Raw genomic sequence first — 19,096 nt, 5'->3', positions numbered from 1 at the left:
CGATGACGACGAGTCTGGGTTGCTTCATTGCCTGGGCTCCTGTCGACATATCAGACGCGCGCCGCGCCAGCGGCGGTCCATTCGCTGCGCCACTGCGCCTTCACGCCGGCCAGCAACGCCCAACCGCCAAGCGCGAATGCAGCGAACAACCACATGCCGATCGCGTAGCTGCCGGTGTGCTGCTTGAGCACGCCCAGCCCTGCGGCAAGCGCAAATCCACCGATGCCGCCTGCCATGCCGATCAGGCCGGTCATCACGCCGATGTCCTGACCGAAGCGCTGCGGCACCAGTTGGAAGACCGCGCCATTGCCGGCGCCCAGGCACAACAAGGTCAGCACGAACAGCGCCAACGTGATCGTGGCGCCGCCCGCACCAAATCCGGCGATGCCCACCAGCGCGGCGACCAGCAGATACACCGCCAGCAAGGCGCGCGTACCGCCGAGGCGGTCGGCAATCACGCCACCGAGCGGGCGCATCACCGAGCCCGCCAGTACGCACGCTGCGGTCGCCCAGCCCGCGGTACGCGCATCGAAATCGAACTGGTCGTGGAAGTAACCAGGCAGTGCGCTGGCAAAGCCGGAGAAACCACCGAAGGTGATCGCGTAGAAACACATGAAGCGCCACGCATCGCGGTTGCCCACCAGCACCCGGCCGTAGTCGGACCACTGCTTGCGCGCCACCGGCGCCGGCGCCTCCTTGGCGATGGTTGCGAACACGATCAGCGTCAGCACCAAAGGAATGCACGCCAGCCCGAACACGTTCTGATAGCCGAAAGCGGCCGCCAGCATCGGGGCGAACAACGCCGCCAGCACCGTGCCGGAATTACCCGCACCGGCAATGCCCATCGCGGTGCCCTGATGTTCGGGCGGATACCAGCGCGATGCCAGCGGCAATGCCACCGCGAAGGAGGCGCCGGCAATCCCCAACAGCACGCCCAGCAACAGCACCTGCCCCATGCTGTGCACGCCCAGTTGCCATGCACCGAACAGTGCTGCGATCACCGCCAGCTGCGCGACCATGCCGGCGCGCTTGGCGCCGATACGGTCGGCGAACATGCCCAGTACCAGGCGCAACACGGCGCCGCACAGGATAGGCACTGCCACCATCAAGGCACGCTGCTGCGTATCCAGCCCCAGCGATTGCGCGATCGGCACCTGCAGCGGACCGAGCAGATACCACACCATGAAGCTCAGGTCGAAATACAGGAAAGATGCGAACAACGTGGGCGTATGCCCTGATCGCCAGAACGAGCGCTGCATAGAGACCTCTTCGAGTGCGATGGCCAAAAAAAACGGCGCCCTCCGGTAAACCGGAAGGACGCCGTTGTCCTGGATGCGTGCGGCTCGCCGTTGAGCCGCTGGCATCGTCTGCATGTTGTTGCAGGCACGCCGTTGTACCTGCATGTGCGTCCTATGCAATCACCGTGCCAACTTGTTCACCGCACCCTCGTCGCGCTGCAAGTGCTTGAGAAATCAAGGGTTGGCGGCTGACTGCGGGCATCGTGCGCGATACTTGGTCGCCGCTGGCGCAGCTCACCATTCCCGGCTTTCGTGCAGCATTGCACCAACAACGTGCGTTACTCGCGGGCGCGATCGACAGACAGTCCTGCGACACGCCATCCCTCCACGCGCGATCCATGACGCCAGGCCGGCGCATTGCGCGTCAGCAACCTAGATGGCGTTACTGGGTGCAGTCGAAGGCATTGGCACGAATGCCTGGATCAAATGCCTGCCCGACGGAGCGAACGGTGCCCGCACCGCTCGCAGGACACGCCGCAAGTACGCCCGTGCAGGCTCGAAGTCGGAATCCATGCCGCCAACGGTCCCGCAAGCTGCGAGGGCACCGAACCAGACAATTGGCTGGCAGTTTGTCGAAGAGCGAGGAAACCGCGTCGCGCGGCTTGCTGTTTGCTCTGTTTGCACCTAGCGCACCGACCATCTCGACTGGCCCTTCCCCGCCCACCGTGGCGGGACCTTATGCGGCATGGATGCCGCGTGAGAGCTTCGCAGCGTGTTCCGTGATGATGGTCTGGCAAGAGCCCTGCCAGCCACACCGCACACCAACCGCTCTCTAAGCAGTCCCATAGGCCCTCCGACCCTCAACGCAGAGTGCAACACGCCTGATCCATCGCTTTACGGCGTATCGAACAACCGATTGCTGCGATGATCGCTGTCCGGCGCGGCGACCCCCACAGATGCGGCGGCACGCCGATAGTTGTCGAGTCGGTGGATATCGCCGAGCCGGGCGATGTCCTCGTCCTGAACGTCATGCCACCCCCAGCGCTGGAACTGGCCCAGGAACCACTCGCCGTCCGATAGCCACGGCATATTCACCACCCCGCCGCGGTGGAAAGCCAGCGCAGTCGCATCAACGGCGGCAGCGTCGTGACCAACATGCGACTCAGCCTCGGGATGCGCCCCCAGACACACCGCCAGATGCGTCGCCGGCACCCCGATATGCTGCGGCTCGGCCAGCCACTGTGCGCATTGCGCGCGATTGGCTGGCGCCGCGTCCAGCCAACGACAGGCCTCCAGCATGCAAGCGGTCAAGCGCTCGCTCAATTCCGGCTGCAGCGCTGCGAATTCACGGCGGCAGGCGAGCACTTTTTCCGGATGACCGGGCCACAACTCGCCGCTGCGGATCACACGCCGCCCCGTGCCCTGCGCGTCGGCCACCGCCGCCCACGGCTCGCCAGAGCAATAGCCGTCGACCAATCCGCTGGCCAGCGCCTCTGGCATCTGCGGTGGCGGAATGCTGAGCACATCCACATCGCCGATCGGGTCTACCCCGCCTGCAGCCAGCCAGTAATACAGCCACAGGGCATGCGTACCGGTCGGAAAGGTCTGCGCGAACACCGCACGCCGCCCCAATCCTGCCAATGCCTGTGGCAGCGTGCGGCCAGCCGCCAACGCGTGCGCGAGTGCAGGCGCCAGCGTGATCGCCTGGCCGTTGTGATTGAGCGTCATCAGCAACGCCATCGGGCATTGCGGCCCGGCGATGCCCAGCTCGATCGCATACACCAGACTGGCCAGGGCGTGCGCGGCTTCCACCTCACCGGCCAACAAGCGGTCGCGCACGCCGGCCCAGGATGCTTGTCGTTGCAAGTCCAGCTGCAGGCCATGTTGATGGTCCAGACCCAGGCGTTGCGCAGCGACCAGGGGCGCGCAGTCGATCAATGGCAGATAGGCCACGCGCACGACGGGATATTCGGCTTGACTCATAGATTCACCCCAACAACTCGGCCATTGCCACGATGCGGCGCGCCACTTCGGCCAGCTTGACGCCCTGCTTCATTGCCTGCTGGCATAATGCCGCATAGGCATCGGCCTCGCTCAGGCCACGTTTTTCCATCAGCAAGCCCTTCGCGCGGTCGATCTGCTTGCGGTCCTGCAGCGCCTGCTGGACCTCATCCAGGCGCTTGCGCATGCTGCTTTCCTGCGCAAAACGGGCCAGCGCCACCTGCACGATCGGCGCCAACCGCGCGGGCGCCAAGCCATCCACCACATACGCCGTCACGCCCGCGCCGACCGCGGCATGGATCAACGCATCGTCGCCGTCGCCGGAAAACATCACCACCGGCCGCGGCGCGTGCGCATGCAACATCGACAGCTGCTCCAAGGTGTCGCGGGAAGGCGAATCCACGTCGATCACCACCACATCCGGCTGCTGGCGTTGCACGGCATGCAGCAACGCGCTGACCGAGGCCACGTCATCGAGCACCGTGTAGCCGGCGCGCGTCAGGGCCTGGCGCAGTTCGCCGATGGGCTTTTCGGTATCGTTGACCAGCAAGACACGCATTGACAGCTGCGAGGCATGGACGTGGCCTGATGGTGCCATGCAACATGGCGTTGGTGCGAGCCATCTTTTCGGAGTGTGTCCAATGCCGTTGTTTCCGCTGTTCGCCAACCTGCAGGGGCGTGCCGTGCTGGTCATCGGTGGCGGCGAAGTCGCCACACGCAAGGTGCTGGCGCTGCTGAAGGCGCAGGCGCACATCCGGCTGTATGCGCATGCGCTTTCGCCCGAACTTGCCCAGTTGCTGCAAGCCGGGCGCTTCGAGCAGATGACAGGCGAGTTCGATCCCGGCTGGATCGACACCGTGTGGCTGGTCGTCGCCGCCACCGATGATGTGGATTTGAATCGACGCGTCGCCGCAGCGGCCGGCGCACGCCAGCGTCTGGTCAATGTCGTGGACGATGCCGAGCTCTCCACCTACCAAGTGCCGGCCATTGTCGACCGCGATCCGCTGGTGATTGCGATTTCGTCGGCGGGCGCGGCGCCGATGCTGGCGCGCCGACTACGCGAGCGACTGGAGCGCGAACTGCATGCGTCGGTGGGTACGCTGGCGGCCTTGTTCGCCCGGCACCGCGAGCGCATTCGTCAGCAGTTGCCGGACATGAACCGGCGGCGGCGGTGGTTCGACCAGGTGATCGACGGGAAGGTGCCGCAATTGCTGCAGGCCGGCGATACCGTCGCCGCCGAAGCCGCCTTTGCCGCCGCGTTGGATGCGGTGGACAGCGTTCCGGCGCGCGGCAGCGTGCAATGGGTTGGTGCCGGTCCGGGCGATCCGGGCCTGCTCACGCTCAATGCCTTGCGTGCCCTGAACCTGGCCGACGTACTGCTGCTGGCGTCGGACGTGCCCGCCGAGGTGGTGGAACTGGCGCGCCGGGATGCGCAACGGTGCGGCTGGCCGGAGACGCCGGGCGCGCAGCAGGCCATCGTAGTGGAGCTGGTCGGCGCCGGTCTGCAGGTCGTGGTCTTGCGCGTGGGCAGCGGCGATGCCATCCCGGCGGAGCTGGAAGCTGCCCTGCACGCGCAGGGCATCCTGTCGGTGCGGGTTCCGGGGTTGCCGCTCCATTAGGTTTTTCCAAGCGCGTTGCCGGGTTCGACGCGCGCCACTGCGCACCGCATGCCAGCAACGCTCGGCGCGCGGTGTCCTGCTGCCAAGGCGTGCGTTCGCCATACCGATTGCCGGAGTGCCCGCCCCTAGCATCGGCGGGAAATGATGCCGGCTGCCGCGCAATAGCGCTCGACTGCCACCCGCCAGCGCATGTCATCGGCACCGCATCACGGCGCGTAGGAAGGCAGGCAACAGCTGCCCAGCTTGGCCGGTTTCACCCCCCGCCTGGCCGAAAACGTCCCCAGCATGGCGCGCTGGTCCGCCTACAGTCGAGCACGTCATCCCGGTTCGGACATCGCCACGCCATGCAGACGCCTTCGCCGTCCCAGACGTTCCCGCTCGACCGCAGCGATGCGGTCTGCATCATCGGTGCCGGCCCGGGTGGGCTCAGTGCGGCACGTGCGCTCAAGGCGCAGGGGCTGGACTACGACCAGTTCGAACGCCACGGCGACCTGGGCGGGATATGGGACGCCAGCAACCCCGGCTCGCCGATCTACGACTCCACCCATTTCATTTCATCGCGCGATCTATCGGCCTTCATCGGCCATCCCATGCCGCGCCATTACCCCGACTACCCGTCGCATCGGCAGATCCTGGCCTACCTGCGCAGCTTCGCCGAGATATTTGGGCTGCGCGAGAAGATCCAGTTCGACACGGCAGTGCTGCGCATCCACAAACAGGCGGACGAGCGCTGGCAGGTGGACTTGGCCGATGGCTCGCAGCGCATCTACGCTGCAGTGATCTGTGCATCGGGCGTCAACTGGGACCCCAGCATGCCGCAGTTGCCCGGCCACTTCGATGGCGAACTCCGCCACTCGGTAAGTTTCCGGCATGGCGACGAATTTCGTGGCAAGCGCGTGCTGGTGCTGGGCGCCGGCAACTCCGGCGCGGACATCGCCTGCGAGGCGGCCATGCATGCGCAGCGCGCCTTTCTCAGCGTGCGCCGTGGCTATCACTTCATTCCCAAGCACTTGATGGGGATTCCGGTCGACCAGATCGCCGAGACCGGCCCGCACCTGCCGTTATGGCTGGCGCGCCCGATCTTCTCGGCGCTGCTGCGCCTGGTCAACGGCGATCTGACCAAGCTGGGGTTGCCCAAGCCGGACCACCGTTTGTTCGAGAGTCACCCGTTGCTCAACGCCCAGCTGCTGCACCATCTGCAGCACGGCAACATCGCTGTCAAACCCGATATCGAGCGACTGGACGGCAGGCACGTGGTGTTCAAGGACGGCAGCCGCGAGCAGATCGACCTGCTGCTCTGCGCCACTGGCTACCGCTGGAGCTGCCCGTACGCCAGCGCGTATTTCCTCTGGAACGGCGGACGCCCGCAGATGTACCTGTCGATGTTCAACCGCACGCATCGCAACCTGTTCGGGATCGGCTACCTGGAAACCAATTCCAGCGCGTACAAGCTGTTCGACACCCAGGCCCACATGATCGCGTCCTACCTGACCGCGCAACGCCGCGATCCGGCCAGCGCACGCCGATTCGATGCGTTGATCGAAAACGATACGCCGGACCTGTCCGGCGGCATCCGTTTCGTGGCATCGCAGCGCCACGCCGTCTACATCGAGGCGCATGCATTCAAACGCTATCTGCAGCAGCTGCGCAGACAACTGGGCTGGGGCGAGCTGGGCGAACACATGTACGACGCGCTCAAGCTCGACGCCAGTGGCGATCCACGCATGCGCACTACCTCCACCGCACGGCTGGCCGACAGCGAGGTTGCCCATGGCTAGGCCGCAGGATCTGCGCGGCTGGCATGCGGTGATCACCGGCGGCGCCGGCGGACTGGGACGCGCGATCGCCGCGCGCCTGATACAGCGCGGCGTACGTTGCCTGTTGGTGGATATCGATGCCGATGCACTGGCACGTGCGGTGCAGGCGCTGGGTCCATTGGCATGCGCGCAGGTCGCCGACCTGACCGACTCCGCTTCGCGCGACCGGCTCGCAGAGCGACTCGACACGGACTGGGGGCAATTGCAGATACTGGTGAACAACGCCGGCATCGTCGGCACCACGCCGTTCGAAAAGCGCACGCCCGAGTCGATCCGCGGCGAACTGGAGTTGAACCTGCTGGCGCCGTTGTTGCTGACGCACCGGTTACTGCCGCTACTGCAGCGCGCTGGCGACGGGCGCGTGGTGAACATCGTCTCGCTGGGCGGCATGTTCCCGTTGCCCGAGTCGACGGTCTATTCGGCCAGCAAGTTCGGCCTGCGCGGTGCCATGCTCTGCCTGGGACTGGATGGCGTACGCCTGGGCATTCGCGTCTCCATCGTCAACCCGTCGGCCACCGACACCCCGATGCTGATGCGCGAGGCCCTCCACGGCGGCAACAAGCTACAGTTCATGGATCGGCCGCAACAGCCTGACGAAGTCGCACTGCAGGTGCTGCGCTGCCTGGATGCGCCGTGCCTGGAGCGCTTCGTGCGCCCCAGCGAGTCGTGGACGGTGCGGCTGGCCATGTTGCTGCCCAACCTGCTGACGCGCGCCCTGCCGCTGTTCGCGCGCAGCGCCGAGCGCGGGCATCGCACCTATCTTGCATCGCTGCAGCAACGCGGCCTGATTCGCCCATGCCAGGATGGCTGGGAAGTGGTGCCGCCTGATCAATGCGCAGACCCGCCCATTCCGGTGCAAGCGAACGCGCGACGCATCTGATTGTCACCACTTCCGTTGCCGGCATGTGGCGGAGCACTGCTGGCGGATTCCGAAGCTCCCATAGGACGCCGGCACGCATGTCGTCCCGACTCCCCGCCCGCCTTGATCAGCTCATCGCGACCCGCGCGCCTGTCCGGGCGCTTGACCAGCCCAGCGTTGAAAGGCGCGCCGAAACGCCCGTGCATCGGCGTATCCCACCGCATGCGCCACCTCGGCCACGGTCATCTGCGAATTGCGCAGCAGATCCTGCGCGCGTTCGTAGCGGGCGGCATCGCGCAGCGCCCGGTAGCCGACCTGCTGCGCGCCGAGCCGGCGCCGCAGCGTGCGCTCGCTGCAATTGGCCTGGCGCGCAAGCTCCGGCTGCCGCGGCGCACGCTCGGCATCGCTGCGCAGCCGCAATGCGATCGATTCGACCAATTCATTGCGCGACGGCGGCCGCTGGATCAGCGTCTCCAATTGTTGCCGCAACAGCCCGCAGGTGGTGCGGTCGTAGCCCGGCAGCCGCGCGGCCAACCACTTGGCATCGAGCGTCATCCGGTTCCTGCCGGCAGCAAAACGCACCGGGCAGCGGAAAAAGCGCGTGTAGATCTCCAGCGGGGCCGATCGCGCGAAGGCCAGTTCCACCGCGCGCGGTCGGATGTCCGGACCCAGCATGCAGCGACTGACATTGAGGGCGCCGGCAAAGGCTTCCTCGATGAGATAGGGCTCGATCTCCAGATCGAACACATGCGGCACCAGTTCGATGGACGCTTCGCGCCCCTGTTGCGCAAATACGTGCTGCATCATCGCCCCGGCTTCGTGCTGATGGCTCAGCCCATAGCCGATCGCTTCGCCGAAGGTTTCGCAGGTGAGCATGGCCAGCCCGGTCAGGCCCCAGGACACCGGCCGTTGCCGCATGCCGGCCGCCAAGCCCATCGCCGGCTCGTCCAGCAGCCGGCGCGCGCGCAGGATCAGCGCACGCACCTGCTGGTAGGACAGCAGCAGGTCGCGCTCGTGCAGGTCGCGGTCGGTGAATCCCAGCCCCTTGCACAGCCGCCCCGGCGGATGCCCGCGATCTTCGACCAGGCCCAGCAGCGAGCGCACCGTGTTGGGAACGATATTGGCGATGCGGCGATCATTGGCCGGCGCCTGATCTGCCTGGCGGCTGGCCAAGGACGCCTGCCTGCGTATTGCCGAATCCACTGCACGCGGCATGCTCAGCCACCTGCCAACGCGTGACGACAGCCAACGCGGCCGCGCGGCGCAGTGCTGCCGGCAAGATCGGCACCAGACACGCGCCTGGCGGATGCAGAGGCCGGCCGGGTTTGAACGTCCTGCATGCGCTATCTCCTCGCGGCAATGCGGGCTCGACCGCTCGGCAGCAGCTTAGCGCACCCAGTGCCGCGCGAGCCTGCTCTGAACGCGCACCGCCATCGACAGCGGACTCAGTCGCGCGGCAGGCGCTTGCGCGCGCTATCGCGCACATCCACGTCGAAGGTGACTTGCAAGGCCATCGCCTCGGCGTGCCCGGCGCCCGCATCGAAACTGAACTTAAGACCATCGCGGCGCGGTAACTGCCGTGCATGTTCCTCCAGCGCATCGCGCGGGATCGCCAACTGCCAATGATCGGTGGCGCAATTGCAGGCCGCATGGCCACCGGTGAGGCTGACGCTATGACGGACCAGCCGTGCGCCCTGCCCGCTGGGCAAGCGACTGAGATTGTCGACGCTGCGGCCGGCCAGCAGGCTGGCCAGCTCGTCCTCGTCGATACGAAACCGCAGATGTTGGCCTTCAATCTGGATTTTCATGGATCAGCCGGCTCCATTGCTCGGGCGTATTGCAATTGACGAACTCAGCGCGTTCGCTGGCGGTGACAGTCACGCGATGGCACTGCAGTGAATGCTGCAAGGCGCGCAGCGAGCGTGACGATGCAGCGCCTGCCATCAACACCGTCAACGCCTCGCGCACGCTGGCATCCAGGCGCAGGCACATCGGCAGCATCTGGTCCTCGAAGGCCACACAGCGGAACTGCGTAGGCCTCAGCAGCTTGGCCAGCAACGCAGCCGACAACAGCGGCATATCCACCGGCACCACCACCAGCGTGGTCGCATCGGCCACGCCTGCGATCACGCTTGCCAGCCCGCCGAGCGGGCCGAGCTCGGGCTGGACATCGGCAATGCCGGCGTATTCGGGCCGGTTGCCGCTGACCACCACGTGTTGCGCACCGGCCTGTCGCAGCAGCGCCTGCATCTGTTCCAGCAACGGACGCCCATGCCAGGGCAGCAACGCCTTGTCCTGCCCCATGCGTGAGGAACGTCCACCGGCCAGCACCACGCCCGTCCACGGCTGCTGCAGCGTCATGCAACAGCCCCAGGATGGATGGCACGCACCGGCAGGTTCATGGCGCGATGGCCGGCGCGGCCGGTTGCAGATGGCCCAAGCCGAACACCTCGGCATGCGTGCTCGCTGCTGCTCCTTCCTCCTGCGGCTCCAGCACTGCCCAGACGTTGGCCTGCAGCAACGGTGCCACGCGAAAGGACTCCTGCTGCGGCAGGATCTGCACCGACAACTGCCCGGCCGCGCTGCACAGCAGGCGTGCCCGCAGATGCTGCCGCCAGATCGGCCGGGCCTGCATCGGCGCTTCTAATGCGACGCGCAAGCCATGCTCAACCGGCATGCCCAACAGACCGCGCAATGCGGGCTCGACGAAAAATCGCAGCCCGGCCGCACTGGCCATCGGGTTGCCGGGCAAGCCCACATACAGCGCGCCATCACCAAAGCGTGCAAGCAGTATCGGTTTGCCCGGTCGCACCGCAACCTTATGAAACAGCACGTCGGCAGCATGACGTGCCAACGCATCCGGGATGAAATCGTAGCGACCACGCGAAACCGCGCCGGTACTCAGGATGAGATCGGCACCGGCATGGCGGGCCTGTGCCAGTGCCGCATCGAACGCAACATCGTCGTCGCTCACCTGCCCGTGCCACACGACCTCGGCACCGGCGGCATGCAACTGAGCCAACAGATAGCTGCTGGTGCCATCGCGGATCTGGCCCGGCAGCAGGGGTTGTGCGGGGTCGCCGATCAACTCGCGTCCAGTGGCGATCAAGGCCACGCGCGGCTGCCGCACCACGTGTACTCGCGCGCAGCCCAGGCCGGCGAGCAGCATCAGGTGCGCACCGCGCAGCACGGTGCCGGCGTCGATCACGCGATCGTGCAAGCGCACGTCTTCGCCGCGACGACGGATGTGCTGGCCCGCACGCACCGGCTGGCGCAGGCGGATGCGGCAGGGGCGCTCGCCGTCGTGTTCGAGGATCTGCACTTGCTCGATCGGCACCACCGCATCGGCACCCGGCGGCACGCCAGCGCCGGTCATGATTTCCCAGGCCGCACCGCTCGCGGCCGCACCGGCGTCCTGCCCTGCCGCCACGGTGCCGCTCACCACGTACTCGCTGTCTGCCAACGCACCCATCCGCGCGGTCGCCAGTGCAAACCCATCCATTGCGCTGTTGTCGAAGGGCGGCAGCTCTGCCTGGCTCGACAAGGCGTCGGCGAGCACACGTCCCTCGGCATCGGCGCTTGCCACCCACTCGCTGGCGAGGGTTGCGCCGTGCGCGTGGACCAGCGCGATTGCTTCGGCATAGCTGATCATGTGCAGGACAGTGCCGACCAATGGATGACCCGGCTAGGATACCGGCCCCTGGCGCAGCAGGTACAGGCGTGGCTAATGCAGCGCCGTCGTGGATCTAGCGATCGTGGCGTGCATCACGGGGCACCACGCTTGAAGCTGCTCGAACGGTACGCAGACAGTGTGCGCTGCAAGGTTGCAGGCCGTCATTGATCAACCGCACACATGCAAGTCGTCGACGTCGTGGGCTGGCTCGCCAGCATCATCCTGATCGCCACCTTGATCCGGCAGATCTACAAACAATGGCGCTCCGATACCGCGCAGGGCGTCTCGCGCTGGCTGTTCCTCGGCCAGATCAGTGCCTCGGTGTTGTTCATCCTCTACAGCTATCTGGTTGGCAACGCGGTGTTTATCGTCAGCAACGTGCTGATTCTGCTGACGGCCCTGACCGGCTACGCATTGCAGCGGATCAAGCGCCGCAAGCTGGAACGCGCAGCGTAGACAGGCTGCGTGACCTTCAGCCAGCCAGCCGGCCGGCTGAGCTAGTCAGCTGGTGTTTTCACCGACTTGCGTGGTTTTGCCGATCCAGCTGTGGCCTTCTTCGCAACGACTTTCTTGACCGCCTTTTTTGCGGTTCCACTGAGCGTCTTCTTGGCGGATGCCTTGGGCAAGGCCGCCTTTTTCGCTGCGCCCGGCTTGCGCACGCTGGCAATGCGCGTGGCATCGGCCGCTGCTTCAGTGGTGGCATCCGGCACGCGCACGCTGATCCAGGTGGGTGCATGGTCGCTGGCCTTTTCCAGCGCACGTACCCACTTGTGGACGCCGGCGTCCTGCAGGCCGGGCGCCAGCGTGCGATTGAGCAGCAGATGGTCGATGCGCAACCCACGGTCGCGCGCAAAGTGCTGACGGAAGTAATCCCAGAACGTATAGATGGGCGTCTGGCCATGGATTGCCAGCAGGCTGTCGGTCCAGCCCTGTGCTAGCAGGGTCTGGTAGGCCGCCCGGCTCTCCGGCTGCAGCAGGGCATCCTTGCGCCAGCCCTTGGGGTCGTAGATATCCGCATCGGTGGGCACTACATTGAAGTCGCCGATCAGCGCCACCGGATGCGGCAGGTCCACCAGCGTTTTCGCGTGCCGGATCAGGCGCTCGAACCATGCAAGCTTGTAGTCGAACTTCGGCCCGGGCTGCGGGTTGCCGTTAGGCAAATACAGGCAGGCCACCACCACGCCATGAATCGCCGCCTCCAGGTAGCGGCTTTGCGTGTCGCGTGGATCCCAGGGTAACCCGCGACGAATCTCCACTGGCTCGGTTCCCCGCGCGAGCAAGGCCACGCCATTCCAGGACTTCTCGCCCTGCCAAATCACACCGTACCCGGCATCGCGGATCGCCTGCTCCGGAAATGCAGCCTGCGTCGATTTCAATTCCTGCAGGCCCACGATGTCCGGTTGCTCGCGCTGCAGCCATTCCAGCAGGTGCGGCAGACGGCTGGCAATACCATTGACGTTGAACGTCGCGATCTTGCGTGTGGTGACTGACATGAATGTGCGAGCGGCCGCGTCCGAGGTGCGACAGCATGACCGCCGCGTCATTAAGCAGATGCTCAAGCGAGGTGAAGCTTCACTACGTGCCCCAGCCCGCGCTCACGCCTGGCACACCATCCGCGCTCTTAGCTTGAAGCACACTCATTGACGGGAATTGCCATGCGACATTCAGCGCTGTTGATCGGCCTTGCGCTCTGCGCCAGTTGCTCGCGCAGTCCGCCTTCGGTCACCCCGCCCGGCGCACCGGAAACTCCCAAGACCAATGTGCTGGAAGCCGGCGCGAAGGTCCTGCAGCCCAGCGGCCCGGTCGGCAAGCTGGACATCTATCTGGTCGGCTTCCATCCGATGAAGGATGCACCAGATGAGCAAATGGAGGCGCATCACTATTGCCAGCAGGTCAATGAAGATCTTGCGCAATGCGCGCTCTACGACGGCAACACCGACCGCGCCAACCTCACCGGCATCGAATACATCATCTCGGAGAGCTTGTTTGCGCAGTTGCCGGCACACGAGCGCAACTTTTGGCATCCGCACAACGGCGAAATTCTTTCCGGCCAGCTCTCTGCACCCAACCTGCCGCAGATCGCAGAGAAGGAACTGATGCGCAGCAAGATCAACAGCTACGGCAAGACCTGGCACACCTGGCATTCGCGCAAGGGCACCGCGCCTGGCGACACCCTGCCGCTGGGCGAGCCGATGCTGGCATGGTCGTTCAATCGCGATGGCGAGCTGCAGCAAGCGTTGATCGCGCAACGCGACCAAGCCGTCTCGGTACCCACCGCAGAGCGCCGCGCCAACCGTCAAGATCTTGTGCCGCTGGCAAAGCCACAAGAGGGTGTGGATGCATTGCGTGCACATTTTCCCAACGCCCAACCCATTCCCGGGGTGACCGACGCAAACGGCAAGCACCGCTGAGCCCAGGAAAAACCCTGCTGCAGAACGTGCAGCAGGGTCAGGCGTGGCGTACGTACCTGGAAATGCGTTGGTTGGAGCCGGCAAACACCCGGGCTGCAGGTACGGTTGCCGGTCTGTATAAACCGTGGGCCTGTTAAACACGCCAGATGCCGAGCGATTCCGAGCACGCGGCCAGCACAACTCAGGGTTGCCAATCTCCTTGCCGCTAGGGGACAAACCCCGCACGCACGCAACCATCGTGCTTGTGCTTGAACATGTCGTAACCCCGCACGGCGTCTTCCAGCGGCATCTTGTGGGTCAGCAGAAAGCCGGATTTCAAGCGCCCGGCCTGTGCCAGTTCCAGCAACTTGGGCACGTATCGTTGCCCATGTTGCTGCGCAGTCCGCACCGTCAGGCCCTTGTTCATCACCGCACCGAGCGGAAATTTGTCCATCACCCCGTAGACGCCCAGAACCGACAGGATGCCGCCCTTGCGGCAGGCCAGAATCGCCTCGCGTAGCGCCTGGCCGCAATCGGTGTGCAAGTGCAAGGCCTGCTTGACCCGATCGTAAGTGTGGCCGATGCCGGTGCCATGCGCCTCCATGCCGACCGCATCGAGACAGGCATCGGGGCCACGCCCACCGGTCATTTCGCGCAGGACATCCACCACGCTGTCGACCGCCGAATAATCGATCACTTCCACACCCAACACATCGCGCGCCATTGCCAACCGCTCTGGCAAGCGGTCGATGCCGATCACGCGCGCTGCGCCCAGGATGCGTGCGCTTTGCTGGGCCATCAGCCCCACGCCACCGCATCCCCATACCGCCACCGTGTCGCCGGGCTGGATATCGCAAAAATCTGCACCCATGAAGCCAGTCGGCCCGGCATCCGAGAGAAACAGCGCATCCTCATCGGACACACCATCGGGCACCTCGAAACACCCCACATCCGCGTGCGGCACGCGGATGTAGGTTGCGTGCGAACCTGCGTAGCCGCCAAAGGCGTGCGTATAGCCGTAAATTCCCGCAGTTGCATGCCCAAGCAACGGCTCCTGCATCTCCCAGTTGGGGTTGGTGTTGTCGCACAACGAAAATTCCTTGCGCTGGCAATGCCAGCAACCGCCACAGGAAATAAACGACGGCACCACCACGCGCTGGCCCACACGCACGTTCTTCACCCCTGTGCCGACTTCCACCACCGTGCCCATGAACTCGTGGCCGATGACATCCCCCTCGCGCATGGTCGGCAGATAGCCGTCGATAAAGTGCAGATCAGAGCCGCAGGTGGTGGTAAGCCCGACTTTCAGGATCGCATCGCGGGGGTTGACCAGCACCGGGTCGGGCACGGTTTCCACGCGCAAATCGTTGACGCCATTCCAGCAAAGTGCTCGCACAAAAAGCCCTCCTCACGAATGCGCGTGCGCCGATGTCCGCGCCGATGGGGTATGCAACAAAGTCGGCACCTCGCCAGCTTCCAGCCATGCGCGCAGTCGCCGCAGCCCTTTGCCAGCCAGCACATACGGCGCGGGATTCACCAGCTTGGTCAACACCTGCGCCAGCACGCCGTCGACCGCATAGTGCAGGCTGAGCGTCGCTTCGCTGGCTTCGCGCCCGTGCGCAGGGTGCACCTGCAGGACGATGGTGAGCTGCAGACCATGTTCGCCGTCGGCGTCGTAGCGCACCGCTTCACCCGGCCGCGCCTCTGCGCGGCGCACGTTCACTGTCAGCACCTGATGCAATGGCGCATGCAGCTTCCAGCGGGACGCGTGGCCGTCGCCGGAGACCAGCTCGGCGGCGCCCTCCAACACGCGTTGCTGCACATTGGCATCGCACCAGGCATCCAGTATCTGATGAGGTTCGGCACGGATGGTCATGCTGCGCACGATGTGCGTGCCGTCATCGTCGGTGCGTACCGGATCGATCGGTGATGCAGCCATGGCTTAGCGGGCTCCGGCATTCTTGCCGGAGGCCTGCAATGCCTTGGCACTGCTCAGATGATCTGCGACATGGTGGCGCGTTGTCTGCAGGTGTGCGAGCACCGGCGGTGTCTTCGCCTGCGGGATCAGCTTGTTGTCGAGCGCCGTCAATGCATCGGTGTGGTCTTTCACCATCGCGGTGATATAGGCCGTTTCGAACGCAGGACCGTCCAGCTTCTGCAGCTTCGCCAACTCCGCCTTGCCCTTCGTCATCTGCAGCTTTGCACCCGCGGCGGAGGTATCCGGTTGCCACTTGGCGATCTTCTGATTGTTGTCCGTGTGTTCCTTGATCATGCGCGTGGCGTAGTCGCGCGCGCCGGCTTGCACCTGCTTCTGCAACGCCAGATTTGCCGCGTTGATTTCGCTGGTGTTGATGGCACTCAGCATACCGAGCGCCTCGCGCTCGTCCTCGCTCGGGGTCGCTGCACCTGCGGTTTGCGGCCCGGCAGGCGTTGCAGGCTGTGCCTGGTCCTGAGCCTGCGCAGATACGCCGGCGCCAATGCACAGGGCCAGGACAAGAATGATCGGGCGACGTGGTTTCATGGAAGTCTCCAGCTGGATGATGTCGCTCGATGCTGGGCCTGACGGCGTGACTCGATCGTCGCGCCAGCGTCGAGAGCTGGCGAAGGGCGCCTGCTGCAGCGCAACGCATCGTCACATTGTATGAAGGTCACTTAGCTGGCGTTTTTCTGCAACCTTGAAATCGCTGGTCAAAGCACAGCGCCGCATCAACTCGACGCTCGCCTGTGAGGTAGAGTGACGACTGATTTGCTGCCCTTGGTGCCGATGCCAAGGAACGCTGCAGTGTGTGAGGGTATTCAAGCTTGAATCGATGCAGCTTCGCGTTTGTGATCCACACGTTGGCCTCACGTCGCACGCCTTACGGGGGGCACGGCAGCGCGCCGCGGACAAAGGCGCGGCGGTTGTTGTCCAGCCGCTACACGCGCATGCCGTGCTGCAATCGCCGAAATGGCAGTGCAGCGGCTGTGCGCGCGCACCGCGAGCCGGTCTGTTCCGCATCAAGGCACAGCCGCCCCGCGGGAAGCTCGCGCTGCAGCGCTTAGAAGCCGAAAAATCACGGCATATGCTCAGGCTTAGTGCATCCGGCCAGCAGCCCCGCGTCACGCTCCAGGATCAGCCGGCCCCAGCTGATTGACGGCCAGTATCTCGTCGATACGCTTGACGATCTGCGCCGCCTGCTCCTGCGATTGCGCCGCACCGGTGATTTTCTCGGAGCGGGCCCGGAACACATCCCAGAAGTCGTCCGGGTGCCGACTGCGCATGTCCGGCAGGGCCTCGGCAAGCTGCTTCAATTGTGCATCGATGTCAGTTGTCATCACGGTCTCCTCTGCTGTGCTCACGCTAACGCTCCGCCGGTGAGCCCGATGCCAACGCCGCGCGCAGACCGCGTTATCCGCATCACAAACGGAAACGAAAACCCAGTGTGTAAGTCCGTTCGGGCGATGCGATCTCGCGCGGGAAATCACCAGGCCGCTGACCGAAATAACCGCTGGCCGTGATGCCGAGCAGATTGGTGGCCTCGGCAAACCAGGGTAGTGATGACGATTGGCGAGCCGCGCGCCAGCACCTGCCCCACTTCGCCACCAGCGCACGCCACCTGCACGCCGGTCACGCGTTGCAAGGCCGCAGCCACGCTGTTGTCGGGGCAGCTTGCCGATGTCTTCGGCGACGATGGAATCGCTGATTTCCGCGTTCGATTGCTTGATCGCGATAACGCTTTTCACGCTGCTGCGCACGCCTTTGACCTGCACCGCCTTCAAAGTGGACGCGGCCGGCGCCGCGCCATCGGCGTTGGCCGCGCCTGTTGCGCCGCCGCATCGCAATTCAGGGCAAGTCCGATGCATAAACCCAGCGACCGATACGTAACGGCAAGCCGCGCGCCAGACGCCGCTGCGATGGAACAAGCATGATGGCCTCCTGAGGCAGGCACTGCGACGACGCGGCTGGGCGCGCTGCGCAAGACAGGCAAACCGGGCCGCACGAGCCGCGCGACGGTGTTGAACGAGGCCGAAATTACAGCCGTGCCGCTCGCAGGGCAGCGTGATCGCGTCCGTCATCGCGCCACGATCATGACGCGCTTTTCATCAACAGCGAGGTGTGTGCGTGTCATGGACACAACTGCACATCGCAGCTGCTGCGTTTGCGCGACAATAGCCACATGAGCAGCCACGACATCTCTCCCGCCGACGCCCGTGCCCGCGCCCTGCAGGGCGCCCTGCTGGTCGACATCCGGCAACTGCATGAGCGTGCCAGCGGCCAGGCCGAAGGCGCGTTGGCGATCGAACAGAGCTCCCTGGAAACCGAGCCTGCAGTCCATTTGCCGGAGCAAGCCCGCGCAATCGTGTTGATCTGCCAGAGCGGCAAACGCTCGGCGCACACGGCCTCGATCTTGCGCGCGCACGGCTATGCGCACGTGGCGTCGGTGGCCGGTGGTACCAGCGCATGGGCCAGCGCCGGCCTGCCGTTGGTACGCCCGACATTGCCGGCGGACGAGCAGGACTTTCTTGAGCGTTATTCACGTCATCTGCGTCTGTCCCAGGTTGGCCTGGAAGGACAGCGGCGCCTGGCGCGCGCACGGGTGTTGCTGATTGGCGCAGGCGGACTAGGCTCGCCGGCAGCGTTCTATCTCGCCGCAGCCGGTGTGGGGCATCTGCGCATTGCCGACGACGACGTGGTGGACCGCAGCAACCTGCAACGTCAGATCCTGCACACCGAAGACAGCGTCGGCACTGCAAAGGTCGAGTCCGCCGCACAGCGCATCACCGCGCTCAACCCGCGGGTGCACATCGAGGCGGTACAAACGCGCGTGACAGCCGACAATGTCGAAGCGCTGCTGCAGGATGTGGATGTGGTGGTGGATGGCGCAGACAATTTTCCCGCGCGGTATTTGCTCAACGATGCCTGCGTCAAACTCGCTAGACCACTGGTCTACGGCGCCGTGCAGCAGTTCGAAGGACAGGTCAGCGTATTTGATGCGGGCCGCCACCGTGGTCACGCGCCCTGCTACCGCTGTCTGTTTCCCGAACCACCGCCGCCGGAATTTGCGCCCAGTTGTGCCGAGGCCGGGGTGCTCGGCGTACTGCCCGGGGTAATCGGACTCTTGCAAGCCACCGAAGCGCTCAAGTTGCTGCTCGGCATCGGCGACGGCCTGACTGGCCGCCTGCTCAGTTTCGATGCATTGGCGATGCGCTTCCGCGACATTCGCCTGCCGCCGGACCCGCACTGCCCGGTGTGTGCGCCTGGCGCGGTATTTCGCGGTTACGCGGATTACGCAGCGTTCTGCGGCAGTGCGGTTGGTTGAGCGAAGCTCACAGCGGCGTGTGGTGTCGGTCGGCTGACTGGTTGTTTCGCCACCGATGCAATACGAGGGGCATCGCTGCATTCAGCAGTTCGGCGAGGCAGGCGTGGATCGCGGTCTTCCGCCCTACCCTTATCCCGCTCCCATGAGAGAGCGGTTATCGCGCGATTGGCGCTCGATGTCGAGGCGTTGGCTTTTCTAA

At 65.1% G+C, this 19,096-nt stretch carries 18 protein-coding genes and 1 pseudogene; 6 read left to right on the top strand and 13 right to left on the bottom strand.

Annotation, left to right across the window (positions count from 1 at the left end):
* Positions 1 to 50: 50 nt before the first annotated feature.
* From FLG15_RS10195 to FLG15_RS10180, 3 genes are all read right to left on the bottom strand, one after another.
* Positions 51 to 1,220: a nitrate/nitrite transporter gene (locus FLG15_RS10195; protein WP_170922331.1), complete on the bottom strand. Its 1,170-nt coding sequence runs from the start codon at positions 1,218 to 1,220 to the stop codon at positions 51 to 53.
* Positions 1,221 to 2,132: 912 nt separating this feature from the next.
* Positions 2,133 to 3,221, bottom strand: coding sequence for a CmpA/NrtA family ABC transporter substrate-binding protein (locus tag FLG15_RS10185; protein ID WP_057679986.1), 1,089 nt, complete (start codon positions 3,219 to 3,221; stop codon positions 2,133 to 2,135).
* Between the two features lie 4 nt (positions 3,222 to 3,225).
* Complete coding sequence (locus FLG15_RS10180) at positions 3,226 to 3,798, bottom strand: ANTAR domain-containing response regulator (RefSeq protein ID WP_057679987.1); 573 nt, start codon at positions 3,796 to 3,798, stop codon at positions 3,226 to 3,228.
* Positions 3,799 to 3,880: 82 nt separating this feature from the next.
* Here FLG15_RS10180 and FLG15_RS10175 point away from each other — a divergent pair, with 82 nt between their 5' ends.
* The 3 genes from FLG15_RS10175 (at position 3,881) to FLG15_RS10165 (ending at position 7,555) form a co-directional block, all read left to right on the top strand.
* Positions 3,881 to 4,858, top strand: coding sequence for an NAD(P)-dependent oxidoreductase (locus tag FLG15_RS10175; RefSeq protein WP_057687129.1), 978 nt, complete (start codon positions 3,881 to 3,883; stop codon positions 4,856 to 4,858).
* Between the two features lie 344 nt (positions 4,859 to 5,202).
* Positions 5,203 to 6,636, top strand: a complete 1,434-nt coding sequence (locus tag FLG15_RS10170; protein ID WP_057678113.1) for a flavin-containing monooxygenase — start codon at positions 5,203 to 5,205, stop codon at positions 6,634 to 6,636.
* Entirely contained in the window at positions 6,629 to 7,555 is a 927-nt protein-coding gene (locus tag FLG15_RS10165) for an SDR family NAD(P)-dependent oxidoreductase (RefSeq protein ID WP_057678114.1), read from the top strand. The genes FLG15_RS10170 and FLG15_RS10165 overlap by 8 nt, the downstream gene beginning before the upstream one ends.
* Positions 7,556 to 7,666: 111 nt before the next feature.
* Here FLG15_RS10165 and FLG15_RS10160 read toward each other — a convergent pair whose 3' ends face one another.
* The 4 genes from FLG15_RS10160 to FLG15_RS10145 form a co-directional block, all read right to left on the bottom strand.
* The gene (locus tag FLG15_RS10160; protein WP_150146026.1) at positions 7,667 to 8,749 is read right to left on the bottom strand and encodes an AraC family transcriptional regulator; all 1,083 of its coding nucleotides are present in this window, start codon (positions 8,747 to 8,749) and stop codon (positions 7,667 to 7,669) included.
* Between the two features lie 230 nt (positions 8,750 to 8,979).
* The gene (locus FLG15_RS10155; protein ID WP_057678116.1) at positions 8,980 to 9,342 is read right to left on the bottom strand and encodes a hypothetical protein; all 363 of its coding nucleotides are present in this window, start codon (positions 9,340 to 9,342) and stop codon (positions 8,980 to 8,982) included.
* On the bottom strand, positions 9,326 to 9,895 hold the full coding sequence (mobA, locus tag FLG15_RS10150) for a molybdenum cofactor guanylyltransferase (protein ID WP_057678117.1): 570 nt from the start codon (positions 9,893 to 9,895) through the stop codon (positions 9,326 to 9,328). Before mobA ends, FLG15_RS10155 begins: the two co-directional genes overlap by 17 nt.
* A 37-nt stretch (positions 9,896 to 9,932) precedes the next feature.
* On the bottom strand, positions 9,933 to 11,207 hold the full coding sequence (locus tag FLG15_RS10145; RefSeq protein WP_139790936.1) for a molybdopterin molybdotransferase MoeA: 1,275 nt from the start codon (positions 11,205 to 11,207) through the stop codon (positions 9,933 to 9,935).
* Positions 11,208 to 11,387: 180 nt separating this feature from the next.
* Here FLG15_RS10145 and FLG15_RS10140 point away from each other — a divergent pair, with 180 nt between their 5' ends.
* Positions 11,388 to 11,663: a PQ-loop domain-containing transporter gene (locus FLG15_RS10140; RefSeq protein ID WP_057678119.1), complete on the top strand. Its 276-nt coding sequence runs from the start codon at positions 11,388 to 11,390 to the stop codon at positions 11,661 to 11,663.
* Positions 11,664 to 11,704: 41 nt separating this feature from the next.
* Here FLG15_RS10140 and xth read toward each other — a convergent pair whose 3' ends face one another.
* On the bottom strand, positions 11,705 to 12,700 hold the full coding sequence (gene xth / locus FLG15_RS10135) for an exodeoxyribonuclease III (protein WP_150146023.1): 996 nt from the start codon (positions 12,698 to 12,700) through the stop codon (positions 11,705 to 11,707).
* A 147-nt stretch (positions 12,701 to 12,847) separates the two neighbouring features.
* Between xth and FLG15_RS10130 the strand changes: the two genes are divergently transcribed.
* Positions 12,848 to 13,618 (top strand): OBAP family protein, encoded by a 771-nt coding sequence (locus FLG15_RS10130; protein WP_057678121.1) that lies wholly within the window; start codon positions 12,848 to 12,850, stop codon positions 13,616 to 13,618.
* A gap of 205 nt (positions 13,619 to 13,823) precedes the next feature.
* Here FLG15_RS10130 and FLG15_RS10125 read toward each other — a convergent pair whose 3' ends face one another.
* The 5 genes and pseudogenes from FLG15_RS10125 to FLG15_RS10105 all read right to left on the bottom strand — a co-directional run.
* A complete protein-coding gene (locus FLG15_RS10125) occupies positions 13,824 to 14,993 on the bottom strand; it encodes a zinc-dependent alcohol dehydrogenase (protein WP_150146020.1) in 1,170 nt (389 codons plus the stop codon).
* 12 nt (positions 14,994 to 15,005) lie between these two features.
* Complete coding sequence (locus FLG15_RS10120; RefSeq protein WP_057678123.1) at positions 15,006 to 15,536, bottom strand: SRPBCC family protein; 531 nt, start codon at positions 15,534 to 15,536, stop codon at positions 15,006 to 15,008.
* A 3-nt stretch (positions 15,537 to 15,539) separates the two neighbouring features.
* A complete protein-coding gene (locus FLG15_RS10115) occupies positions 15,540 to 16,118 on the bottom strand; it encodes a DUF4142 domain-containing protein (RefSeq protein WP_057678124.1) in 579 nt (192 codons plus the stop codon).
* Positions 16,119 to 16,696: 578 nt separating this feature from the next.
* The gene (locus tag FLG15_RS10110) at positions 16,697 to 16,912 is read right to left on the bottom strand and encodes a hypothetical protein (protein WP_150146017.1); all 216 of its coding nucleotides are present in this window, start codon (positions 16,910 to 16,912) and stop codon (positions 16,697 to 16,699) included.
* Between the two features lie 212 nt (positions 16,913 to 17,124).
* Positions 17,125 to 17,504 (bottom strand): annotated as a pseudogene (locus FLG15_RS10105) (TonB-dependent receptor); the annotation flags it as partial.
* A 187-nt stretch (positions 17,505 to 17,691) separates the two neighbouring features.
* On the opposite strand from FLG15_RS10105, the gene moeB reads away from it, so the two are divergent.
* Complete coding sequence (moeB, locus tag FLG15_RS10100) at positions 17,692 to 18,897, top strand: molybdopterin-synthase adenylyltransferase MoeB (RefSeq protein WP_209226928.1); 1,206 nt, start codon at positions 17,692 to 17,694, stop codon at positions 18,895 to 18,897.
* The last annotated feature ends 199 nt before the right edge of the window (positions 18,898 to 19,096 follow it).

This window comes from Xanthomonas phaseoli pv. dieffenbachiae, assembly GCF_008639345.1.
GTDB classification, from domain to species: Bacteria; Pseudomonadota; Gammaproteobacteria; order Xanthomonadales; family Xanthomonadaceae; genus Xanthomonas; species Xanthomonas phaseoli.
This window is presented reverse-complemented; position numbering and strand designations above follow the sequence as displayed.